General features: G+C 36.5%; 10 protein-coding genes. All 10 read left to right on the top strand.

Annotated elements, in window-relative coordinates; genetic code table 11:
* Window positions 1-751 precede the first annotated feature (751 nt).
* The 10 genes from rpmH (at window position 752) to noc (ending at window position 10,955) form a co-directional block, all read left to right on the top strand.
* Window positions 752-886, top strand: a complete 135-nt coding sequence (gene rpmH, locus NBX03_RS15835) for a 50S ribosomal protein L34 (RefSeq protein WP_250228727.1) — start codon at window positions 752-754, stop codon at window positions 884-886.
* Window positions 887-1,227: 341 nt separating this feature from the next.
* Complete coding sequence (gene rnpA, locus NBX03_RS15830) at window positions 1,228-1,569, top strand: ribonuclease P protein component (protein ID WP_250228726.1); 342 nt, start codon at window positions 1,228-1,230, stop codon at window positions 1,567-1,569.
* An 11-nt stretch (window positions 1,570-1,580) separates the two neighbouring features.
* Window positions 1,581-1,793: a membrane protein insertion efficiency factor YidD gene (gene yidD, locus NBX03_RS15825; RefSeq protein WP_250228725.1), complete on the top strand. Its 213-nt coding sequence runs from the start codon at window positions 1,581-1,583 to the stop codon at window positions 1,791-1,793.
* Window positions 1,794-2,049: 256 nt separating this feature from the next.
* Window positions 2,050-3,114, top strand: a complete 1,065-nt coding sequence (locus NBX03_RS15820; protein WP_323373244.1) for a YidC/Oxa1 family membrane protein insertase — start codon at window positions 2,050-2,052, stop codon at window positions 3,112-3,114.
* A gap of 58 nt (window positions 3,115-3,172) precedes the next feature.
* A complete protein-coding gene (jag, locus tag NBX03_RS15815; RefSeq protein ID WP_250228724.1) occupies window positions 3,173-3,796 on the top strand; it encodes an RNA-binding cell elongation regulator Jag/EloR in 624 nt (207 codons plus the stop codon).
* An 863-nt stretch (window positions 3,797-4,659) separates the two neighbouring features.
* Window positions 4,660-6,027: a tRNA uridine-5-carboxymethylaminomethyl(34) synthesis GTPase MnmE gene (gene mnmE, locus NBX03_RS15810; RefSeq protein WP_250228723.1), complete on the top strand. Its 1,368-nt coding sequence runs from the start codon at window positions 4,660-4,662 to the stop codon at window positions 6,025-6,027.
* Between the two features lie 28 nt (window positions 6,028-6,055).
* Entirely contained in the window at window positions 6,056-7,936 is a 1,881-nt protein-coding gene (gene mnmG / locus NBX03_RS15805; RefSeq protein WP_250228722.1) for a tRNA uridine-5-carboxymethylaminomethyl(34) synthesis enzyme MnmG, read from the top strand.
* Between the two features lie 899 nt (window positions 7,937-8,835).
* A complete protein-coding gene (locus NBX03_RS15800; protein ID WP_250228721.1) occupies window positions 8,836-9,279 on the top strand; it encodes a hypothetical protein in 444 nt (147 codons plus the stop codon).
* 9 nt (window positions 9,280-9,288) lie between these two features.
* The gene (gene rsmG / locus NBX03_RS15795; protein ID WP_250228720.1) at window positions 9,289-10,008 is read left to right on the top strand and encodes a 16S rRNA (guanine(527)-N(7))-methyltransferase RsmG; all 720 of its coding nucleotides are present in this window, start codon (window positions 9,289-9,291) and stop codon (window positions 10,006-10,008) included.
* Between the two features lie 149 nt (window positions 10,009-10,157).
* A complete protein-coding gene (gene noc, locus NBX03_RS15790; protein ID WP_250228719.1) occupies window positions 10,158-10,955 on the top strand; it encodes a nucleoid occlusion protein in 798 nt (265 codons plus the stop codon).
* Window positions 10,956-11,282 lie beyond the last annotated feature (327 nt).

The following is an 11,282-nucleotide window of genomic DNA, read 5'->3' as shown; positions in this document are numbered from 1 at the left end:
TCGATTAACTCTCCTTTTGTAAAGCGCATAAAATTAGAAAATTCCCGTAATTTTTTAAAAAATAAAAGGCTAAACTATCCACAATATGCTTTTCCACATTAAAATATATATAAAATACGCTATTTTGGATTTATATTATAAAGTTATTCACAGAGTTATCAACAACCTGTGCATAACTTTTGAAATTAGGAACCATATATGTGTATAATAACAAATTGCCTGTGGATAATCAATAATATGTTTCAAAGCTGTTTTAAAAATCTGCCTTAATTTAAATAAAAAAGCAAATAAATTTAAATTGGAAATATTAGTTAATCTTATTAAACTTAAGAAATCTATGCCTTAAATAACTCAAAAATGTATTGTTTCCGAAGAAAAGCTATATTTTTAACTACGGAAAATAGTCTTTTACAGTTTTCTTTAGTTTTGTTTAACGGTATAATTTAAAATAATTTCGATAATTATAAAAATACATGCATAATTTCTATTTAAAAATTTCAATACAAATTTCAAACTGGAATATATTGCTTTTTTAAAAATATCCTTATTTTAAACGCCTGTATTAATATTTCAGAATTCTTTCTTCCATAATATGCGTATTTTATTTCCGTCTTTTTACCTTTTAAAAAAGTCAATTCGTTAAAAGAGTTTTTTTTATCTTATTCTTGACGTGATTATGTTTATTTAATATAATAGCAATAGTGTCTTTAAATATTATATTGTTGCAATTTGTTTAAGGAGGTGCATAAAAATGAAAATGACATTTCAACCTAAAAAAAGGCAGAGATCCAAGGTACACGGCTTCAGACAGAGGATGAGCACGAAAAACGGCAGAAAAGTACTTGCAAGAAGACGCTTAAAAGGCAGAAAGGTACTTTCAGCTTAATATGTATTTCTAAAATTAAGCCCCTTGGGGGCTATAATTTAATTTATGCTTATAAGCCCCAGTCCAAAGCTTTTCCTTAAGGATTATTGTAAATCGAAATTCGTTTCAAAATGTCTGCAAATTTTAATTTGCTGATTCAATGCCCGCAGACGATATCCGCGGATAAAACTTATTTTTATTTATAAAATAAGCGCAAATTAGAATTTGCCTAAGGGCTTTGCGCAGATTCGCGATTTGCCGGCAGAGGCCCTTCCTCTGTGATTTAGATTACCGCAAAGAAGAATTTGCTATAAGGCCGCATTTTGTGGCCTTTTTAAAATTATAGGTTTAGGTGTATCAATATGAAAAATACCGTCTCCTTGAGGAAGAATAATCAATTCAGATACGTATATAATAGAGGAAAATCCATTGCCAATAAACACCTTGTGATGTATTTAATGCCGAATGACAAAAGCTATAACCAGCTTGGTCTTTCCGTAAGCAAAAAGGTGGGCAATTCCGTTATCAGAAGCAGAGTTACAAGGCTTATCAGAGAAGCCTACAGGCTCAAAGAAGATAAAATAAAAACAGGCTACGATATTATCTTTATCGCAAGGGCCTCTTGTGCCGATGCAGGTTTTCATGATATAGCCCCAAGTGTTATGCATCTTATTAAAAAGCATCATATGCTTAAAGTATTATAGGCGGCGTATATATGTTAAAAAAATTACTGCTTTTATTGATTCGTTTTTATAAAAAATGCATATCGCCTTTTTTGCCTGATTCCTGCAGGTATTATCCCACCTGCAGTCAATATGCCTATGAGGCCATATCAAAATACGGAGCCATAAAAGGAGGATTTTTAAGTGTCCTTCGAATTTTAAGGTGCAATCCTTTCTGTAAAGGCGGATACGACCCTGTTCCTTAGAGAATGTTCTTAAATATACTTAATATTGATTTTTTTCCTTTTTAGTTTATATTTATCTGGTAAAATTTAGAAGTTAAGATAATAAGGTATTGTTTTTTAGTTCATTAAATTTTGATGAAGTTTAAGCGATAAAATCGAAAAGCCCTTGGGGCAGTTTTTTTAAACCAAAAAATGAATAAGCTTCGCTTGACTACGGTTCATTCGTTATAAAAAAATTTGCCAATAAACCTATAGTTCAATTTCAAGGAGGAAGTAAATGCTTGAAGCTACTGTACTTTTAAGAAACATGATTCAAAAAGACCCCGGCAAGATCGTCGGCCCTATATCGGAATTTATCGGTTTTTTTCTAAACCATATCTATAATATTGTGGTTTCTTTAATGGGCTCCGACACCTATGCCCTTGGTATATCCATAATTGTTCTTACGATATTCGTAAGGTTCCTTATGCTGCCCCTTGCCGTTAAAAGCCAGAAATCCATGATGGCAATGCAGAAGCTTCAGCCGGAGATGGAAAAAATCAAAGCCAAATACGGAGACTCTAAAGACCCTGAAACCCAGCAGAAAATGAGCGCTGAAATACAGCAGCTTTACGCTAAGAATAAGGCCAACCCTTTAAGCGGCTGTCTGCCCTTATTTATACAGTTTCCTATATTTATGGCAATGTATTATATCATGAACCAGCCGTATAAATTTATTCCCGCGTTAAAGAATATTTATCTTAATCTTGCCGATAAGGTATTGGCAATTCCCGGCTATGCGGAAAATTATGTTGGCCTGATTTACGATATTACCCTTCCTAAAATCCCTAAGGGAATGCCGGATTTAAGCCTTCTTGAAAGAGAAGACTTAGTAAGGATATTTAATAAATTTGTTGAAAGTGATTGGAATAGCTTTTTGTCTGGGATTCCCGGTGAATTCGTAGGCGGCGTACAGTCTATTCTCGACCATAAGCTTATGGTTGAACAGCTTTTTTCCATAAGGCTTACGGAAAACACAGGGCTTTATTGGCCTGCCATAATTATTCCTGCGGTTTCTGTGCTTACTACCTTTTTATCTTCTTATTTATCCAACAAACAGTCCAAGAGCACAGACCCCAATATGGTAATGCAGCAAAGAATGATGATGATTGTAATGCCTATCATGATGGGTGTTATCACCATAGGGATACCCGGCGGTGTCGGCTTATACTGGATTACGTCTAATATCTTCCAGGTAATTCAGCAGCTTATTCTTCAAGGGATTACAAAGGATAAATTAAATAGTGAAGACCCGGAGAAACAGCCTGTAAAGGCAGTGAATCAAAAGAAGTCCAAGGGTTAAGTATTTTACGGGCCGGTTTATTTTAAACCTGAGATTTATTAATTGGAGGTTTTATTGAATGGATAGTATAGAAAGATCCGGAAAAACTGTCGAAGAAGCAGTGGAAGAGGCTCTTCGTTATCTGAACACCACAATTGACAAGGTTGATATTACGGTTATTGATCAAGGCTCTAAAGGATTTTTAGGAATTGGCGGAAGACCTGCAAAGATTTCGGCTGTTTTAAAATTTGATCCGGAAAAAACCGCAAAGGATTTTCTTAAAGAAGTTTCTCTGCTGATGGGTCTTGCGGTAGATATAAACACAAAGCTTAGCGACAAGCATCTTGAAGTTGAGCTTAAAGGAAGCAATTTAGGCGTTTTAATAGGAAAAAGAGGGCAGACCCTTGATTCTCTCCAATATCTTGTAAACCTTGTAGTAAATAAGGGGAACGCTCCTTATATCTCCGTTACATTAGATACTGAAAATTACCGTAAGAAAAGGAAAGAAACCTTGGAAACACTGGCTCATAATCTTGCTAAAAAAGCAAAACATACAAGAAGAAACGTGATTTTAGAGCCCATGAACCCTTACGAAAGAAGAATCATCCATGCGGCCCTTCAAAACGATAAATATGTAACTACTTATAGCCAAGGGGACGAGCCTTTCAGAAATGTTGTGATATCACCCAACAGAAATAATTAAGGCCTTGGCCGTTTTACATTAATTACTAAATCTTAATATGTTAAACCAGGCCTGAGTTTTAAAATAACTTGGGCCTTATTGTTTTCTATAAACATTTAAAGTCTATAGAGAAATCCCCAAAATGAATTTTTGCTGTCTAAAGTAAATAATTAATTACAGTAATAAGTCGTATATTCATAAGGGGTTAAAAATGTACCGTTTCCGAAGGAAATCCGTATTTTTAAATCCGCAGTGAATAGATTTTTGTTATTACCTTAAGGCTATTTTACTGTATGCTGCAAAAACATTGAGTTCCAGCGGTTCAGGCTTTAAAACTTTATATTTTTATGAAGCAATTGTAAGCTAATTCAAATGAAATCGCAGTATAAAATTGGAAGGAAAAAATTTTGCCGCTCAGAGAGCTGTTTTTTTCAAGCAAAAGTTTTTTGCTGTTCTCTTCTATGATAAATAAAATTAGGAAAGATCAGGTTTATTTATTATAGACTTAAGAAAATTCATTAAAATTTAAAATCAAAAGACGATTTTTAATTTTAATAAATATATTTTCTAAAGCCAAATACTTACAGTGATATAAAAGCAAATTGGCTATATAATTTAAAGTAAAGCTTTAATTACAGGCGCCTGCAAAATACAGTCCGTTTTGGGGAGCAGATTTTATCCTTAGGCATTTAAGAGTAAATTCGTTTATTATAGAGGATATAAGCCTAAAAGCGCTTTACAGGTTCAGGATTATAGTTCACAAACTTGAAAACTTGTTTATGAACTATAAGGCGGTATTCACTTGAAAGACTATTTACAAGTTTACGTTTATATAATTTTTCAAGTTCACTTGGTATATTATAATTTTAAAAAGGAGTATTGCTTTGAAAAGGGAAACCGACACTATTGCCGCCATAGCCACAGGGGCCGGCGGGGGCATAGGAATTATAAGAGTAAGCGGGTCTTTATCCCAAAATATCGCAAAAGATATATTTATGCCGCATCTTTCCGTAACAGCTCTTGAAAGCCACAGGCTTTATTACGGAAAAATACTTAAAAATAATGAAATTCTTGACGAGGCGATGATAAGCCTGATGTTAAGCCCCAAGTCCTATACGAAAGAAGACGTTTTGGAAATCAACTGCCACGGGGGAGAGAAGGCCCTTTCTCTGGTCCTCGATTTGGTTCTTTCAAAAGGGGCAAGGCTTGCCGAGCCGGGAGAATTTACAAAAAGAGCATTTTTAAACGGAAGAATAGACCTTACGAGAGCCGAGGCGGTAATGGATATCATTAACGCAAGGACGGAGCTTTCCCACCGTTCGGCTTTAGGCAGGCTTTCCGGCAGGTTATATGAAAAAATAAAGGAATGCACCGACAAGGTATTGTTAATGCTTGCCCATATCGAAGCTTCCATCGACTATCCGGAACATGACCTTGAAAAAATGAACTTACAGGAAATTGAAGAAAATGCTTCTTTTCTTATAGAAGAGCTTGATAAGCTCATAAAAACCTCAGAAAGCGGAATTGCTTTAAAAGAAGGCATCAAAACCGTAATTCTTGGAAAACCAAACGCCGGCAAAAGCTCTTTATTAAATTCCGTTTTAAAGGAAGACCGGTCTATCGTGACGGATATTCCGGGGACTACCAGAGATATTGTTTCAGAATATGTGAATATTAAGGGGCTTCCCCTTAAAATATTAGATACGGCGGGCATTCGGCAGACAAATGACCCCATAGAGCTTGCAGGGGTTCACAAGGCTCTTGAAAGCGCCAAAACCGCCGGGCTTATTCTTCTTGTGCTGGATTCCACAGAGGAAATTTCAAAAGAAGACATTGAAATTTTAAGAGAAGCAAAGGACCCTTTTAAGATTATACTTTTGAATAAAACAGATATAGGCTCTTATAAGCTCCCGGAAGATACAGATATCCTTGAGGGAATCCCGGTGGTGGAAATTTCAGCCAAAACCGGCGAAGGGCTTAACGAGCTTTACGATACCATCTATAATATGTTTATCCATGAGGAAATAGGAAGCCAGACGGTAATCGTCGAAAGTACAAGAAACAGAGAATCTCTTATGAACGCAAGGGAGAGCCTTTTTAACGTAATGGAATCTATCAATATGGGAATGCCGGAAGACATCCTTACGATAGATCTTATGGACTGCTATAAATACTTAACGGAAATAACGGGCGAAGGAGTTTCAGAGGATATTATCGACAGGATTTTCTCTGAATTCTGCCTTGGTAAATAAATTATTAAATGCTTTAGAAGGTGGTTGCATGAATTATCGCGGAGAATCAGCAGACGTAATCGTAATAGGGGCAGGGCATGCCGGCTGTGAGGCAGCCCTTGCTTCGGCGCGCCTTGGAAAAAAGACAATGGTTTTTACAGTAAATATGGATTCTATAGCAATGATGCCTTGTAACCCCAATATCGGGGGAAGCTCCAAGGGCCATCTCGTTAAAGAAATCGACGCCCTGGGCGGAGAAATGGGCCGCAACATAGATAAAACATATATACAAAGCCGTATGCTGAACACGGGAAAAGGCCCTGCCGTATATTCCCTTAGAGTTCAGGCAGACAAAAGCGCATATTCCAAAACCATGAAGCATACCCTTGAAAATACTGAAAATCTATATATTATCCAAGACGAGATTGTAAAAATAATTACACAGGACGGCGTTATAAAAGGCGTAGTTTCGGAAAACGGCGGCATTTATGAAGCAAAGGTCGTTATTATCGCAACTGGAACTTATTTGAATGCCAGATGTCTTTGCGGAGAGGTCATAACGGAATCCGGCCCGAATGGTCTCAAAAGCGCCAAAGCCCTAAGAAGCTCCTTAGAAGAGCTGGGGATTAAAATGTACCGGTTTAAAACAGGGACCCCTGCAAGAATCGATAAAAGGACCGTGGATTTTTCAAAAATGGCGGTTCAGGACGGGGACGAAAAAATAACCCCCTTTTCCTTTGAAAACGAAGACAAGGATATTTCAAGAGAGCAAATCCCCTGTTATTTGACTTATACCAATGAAGAAACCCATGAAATTATCAGAAAGAACCTCAGCCGTTCTCCTCTTTATGCAGGGGTGATTGAGGGAACAGGAACGAGATACTGCCCTTCCATAGAAGACAAAATCGTCCGTTTTTCCGATAAGGACAGGCATCAGGTATTTGTAGAGCCTGAAGGGGAATTTACCAATGAAATGTATGTTCAGGGTATGAGCACCTCTTTGCCGGAAGAAGTTCAAAAGCAAATGTACAGAACCATACCCGGCCTTGAAAACTGCCGTTTTATGCGGACAGGCTATGCCATTGAATATGACTGCATCGATGCTACCATGCTTAAATTAAGCCTTGAATTTAAAAATATAAAAGGGCTTTTTTCCGCAGGCCAGTTTAACGGAAGCTCCGGCTATGAAGAAGCGGCGGCCCAAGGGATTATTGCAGGAATCAATGCATCTATGTATATAGACGATAAGGAGCCTTTTATCATAGACCGTTCCGAAGGCTATATCGGGGTTTTAATTGATGACCTTGTGACGAAAGGCACTCAGGAGCCTTATCGAATGATGACAAGCAGGGCAGAATACAGACTTCTTTTAAGGCAGGATAACGCAGACCTCAGATTAACGGAAAAGGGTTACCAGGCAGGACTTATTTCCGAAGAAAGATATGCCAAATTCCTTAGGAAAAAAGAGCTGATTGAAGAAGAAATAAAAAGAGTCAATAAAGTCGTTTTATCTCCTGAAAATGCAAATTCTGTTTTAAGGCTTTATAAAAGCACGGAAATAAGTACAGGGGCAGGCCTTTCAGAGCTGATAAGAAGGCCGGAGCTTGATTATTTCAAGCTTTCTCCTACGGATACGGGCAGGCCCCAATTGCCTTCTTATATTCAGGAGCAAGTGAATATTCAGATAAAATACGAAGGCTATATTAAAAGACAGATGCTTCAGGTAAACCAGTTTAAAAAAATGGAAGAGAAGCTCCTTCCTGAAACGATAGACTATAGTAAGATATCCGGCCTTCGCATAGAAGCAAGGCAAAAGCTTGATAAAATAAGACCGGAAAACCTGGGCCATGCTTCCCGCATTACAGGGGTTTCCCCTGCGGATATCTCTGTCCTTCTTGTTTATCTGAAATCTCTTTCAAGAGAAGCTTAAGTATAAGAAGACGTTTTTTAAAAGCTGATTTTGGTATTATTTTTTATCTTTACTTTTTATAAAATAAGCTTAAAAAGCGCCTTTATTGAATATTTAAAAAGAGCCCCTAAAATTAAAAATGTAGCTTCACTTATTTAGTTTTCAGCATAAATTAATAGTATATTTAATAAGCTTGCAGGCTTATTGAGTATCAGTATATTGAAGCTAAAATAAGGGGCAGTGGCTTTAAGGTACAGAGGGGCGAATATAAATAAGGCGAAGGTTCTTGTTTATCCCGCTGTATTCTTATAGGGACGATGAGGGCGTTTGCCTATAGCCATCGCCCCCCTACGGAAGCCTATAGGTCCATTTACAGATGGCAGGATAAATAAGGCAAAAAGATATGCCTGTAACAGTAATGGGGTGTTAAATTTTAAATATTGCCTTTGAAGAAATTATCGTAATTTTTTCTAGGGCATGTTTTGAAATCGAAAATCAACGGAGGTTTCGCCTGAGAATTCGAAGTTTAAGCAGAACGGTCAAGAAATCCGGCCGTAAAATAATGCCAAAGGCATGATGCCCAGGTTTTTGCAAAGCCAAAAATCTGGGGAAGGAATACAGAAATGCTCTTTAACCTTTTTCCCTTAGGAAAGAAAACCGCTTTTATGAAAACCCGCTGTCTGTGGGATTTTAAATGGCCAGCCAGGAAGCATTTCGAGTATTTTTAATGACAGGTGAAATAAACTAAGATTTGGAGTTTCAAAACATGCTATAAGGCTATTCAAATTATTCTTTTACCAGAGATTATCATTTTACTGAACTTTATAGATATTTTACAGACATTCTTGAGCTGCTTATAGTAACTAAATTTTAATTTATTGAAATTTAATCAGTAGCTCTTTATAGGAGGAGTCAGACAAGTGTATGGATTCGACTTTTTTCTACCAATGAAAAACCAGGGACCGATACGAAAGATAGGCAGTTCTTTTATTAAAGGAGAATGTGACGAAAGCAAAAAGGCTTTCTTTAAATATAACACGGAAGATAACAGCGAGTATATTTTAAATCGTTTTATAGATGCCGTAAGAAGCCACAGTCTTGAAGACGCAAGGGCGTATATAAGCAAAAACTATCTGGATAGAATTGACTTAAATATGCTTAAGACGGAGCTCTCAGACATAAACATAAAATGCTCTCCTTTTATCGTCAATGTGAACTTTATGAAGGAACCGAAGAACTGTCGCATGAATACAGTCCTCTTTATGGATAAGGAAAGAAAAAAAACAAGGCTTTTTCACATATATATGCTTACGGAGCCGGATACCTTCGGCAAATGGAAAATTTACGGAATAGAGCAGGAATAGGAGAGAATAATGGATTTTAAAAGGCTTCTGATAGAGTATGCAGCGTCTATGGACCTTTATATTGACTTTGAAGCCGCCGAAAGGCTCGAAGAATATAAGGCTTTATTAATTGAATGGAATGAAAAAATGAACCTTACAGCAATCACCGATGAGAAAGAAATTATTATAAAGCATTTTTTAGACAGTCTTTCGGCTTTAAAATATATGGAGCTTTTGCCTTTCTCAAAATCCGTCGATATAGGAACGGGAGCAGGCTTTCCGGGAATACCGCTTAAAATACTGCGCCCCGACGCAGAGTTTACCCTTTTAGACTCTTTGAATAAAAGGGTAAATTTTTTAAATACGGTGATAGACAAGCTTTCTTTAAAGAATATAGAGGCCGTCCACATGAGGGCGGAAGAAGGGGCTTCTAAAAAAGAATACAGGGAAAGCTTCGATTACTGCTTTTCCAGGGCTGTTGCGTCCCTTTCGGTTTTATCCGAATACTGTCTTCCTTATGTAAAAAAAGGAGGAAGTTTCGTGTCTTATAAAGGCCCTGATACGAAAGAAGAAATAGCCTCTTCTCAAAATGCATTGAAAATATTGGGCGGAAAAATCAAAAAAGAGAAAAAAGTGCAGCTTCCTCAAAGCGATATTATACATTCTCTTATTTTTATAGAGAAAATAAGCCACACTCCGGCAAAATACCCCAGAAAACCCGGTGTTATAAAGGAAAAACCTATAATATAGTATCGAAAAACATAGAAAATTAAAACAAATTAATAATTTGAAAAATTTTGACAATTAATTGCCCATGGGAAATATATGTTAATATACCAATATAAGTATAATTTACCATATATTAACAATAGTGAAATCCATTACGAAAGAGGTGCTATATGGGCAATCAGGCATTAACAACTTCAAGAGAAATTCTTTATATACCCGTAGATAAAATTACAACTAATCCTTATCAGCCAAGAAAGTTTTTCGATAAGCAGTCTATAGAGGAACTTGCGGGAAGCATCCGCCAATACGGCGTTTTACAGCCTGTGACCGTAAGGATGAATAATAATATGCAGTATGAGCTTGTGGCGGGAGAAAGAAGGCTTAGGGCAGCCAAAGCCGCCGGCCTTTCGACGATTCCTGCCATTATGTCAAATATCGGCATAGAAGACAGCGCAATCATAGCCATTATAGAAAACTTACAGCGGCAGGACCTTAATTATATAGAGGAAGCCGAAGGCTTTGTCAATTTGATGGAAGATTATTCTTTCACCCAAGAGGCTTTGGCGCGAAAAGTAAACAAATCTCAGTCCACCATAGCAAATAAAATAAGGCTTTTAAAGCTTTCAAAAAGAGTAAGACGGCTTTTATTGGAAGAAGGCCTTTCAGAGCGCCATGCAAGAGCTTTATTAAAGCTCACGGATGAAGAAGAGCAGCTAAAGGTAATTAAACATATTGTAGAGGATAATTTAACTGTAGCCAGCACAGAAAAGCTTATTGAAGAAATTATTCAGCCCAAGGAAAAAAAGAAGAAAAAAGCAAAAATAAAATACCGCATCAAAGACTTCCGTATTTTTGAAAATTCCATAAAACAAACGGTGGAAGCCATTAAAAGCTCCGGCTTTAAAGCTGATTTCAATAAATCAGAAAAAGAAGGAGCCATAGAATTTGTCATAAGGATTAATATCTGATTTTACATAGAAATATATTTAAATTAAAAAAAGGCCTGCAAAGCAGGCCTTTTTACTTTTCCTTATATAAGGCTTTATTAAAGGATTTCTGCTTATAAACAATAAATATTTACAGGTTTGGGCCTTTCAGATAATCTTTAATAGTTGCCTTTATTTTTCCATGAAATAAAAAGCTAATATGATTGCAGCCGATTATAAATATTTATAGCTAGTTGAATGAATTTCTTTATTCATTATGAAAAAACAATAATGTTTAATTTAAGGCCATGCGAGATTTTTTGATTAAAAAGCATCTGCTGCCGTTTAATTTTATAGTCAATCAAATCT

Origin of the sequence: Anaeropeptidivorans aminofermentans (genome assembly GCF_940670685.1) — a bacterium.
Lineage (GTDB): Bacteria > Bacillota > Clostridia > Lachnospirales > UBA5962 > Anaeropeptidivorans > Anaeropeptidivorans aminofermentans.
This window is presented reverse-complemented; position numbering and strand designations above follow the sequence as displayed.

Coding starts and splice junctions, on each gene's coding strand:
- rpmH (WP_250228727.1), top strand. CDS start 752: ATGAAAATGACATTTCAACCTAAAAAAAGGCAGAGATCCAAGGTACAC.
- rnpA (WP_250228726.1), top strand. CDS start 1,228: ATGAAAAATACCGTCTCCTTGAGGAAGAATAATCAATTCAGATACGTA.
- yidD (WP_250228725.1), top strand. CDS start 1,581: ATGTTAAAAAAATTACTGCTTTTATTGATTCGTTTTTATAAAAAATGC.
- NBX03_RS15820 (WP_323373244.1), top strand. CDS start 2,050: ATGCTTGAAGCTACTGTACTTTTAAGAAACATGATTCAAAAAGACCCC.
- jag (WP_250228724.1), top strand. CDS start 3,173: ATGGATAGTATAGAAAGATCCGGAAAAACTGTCGAAGAAGCAGTGGAA.
- mnmG (WP_250228722.1), top strand. CDS start 6,056: ATGAATTATCGCGGAGAATCAGCAGACGTAATCGTAATAGGGGCAGGG.
- rsmG (WP_250228720.1), top strand. CDS start 9,289: ATGGATTTTAAAAGGCTTCTGATAGAGTATGCAGCGTCTATGGACCTT.
- noc (WP_250228719.1), top strand. CDS start 10,158: ATGGGCAATCAGGCATTAACAACTTCAAGAGAAATTCTTTATATACCC.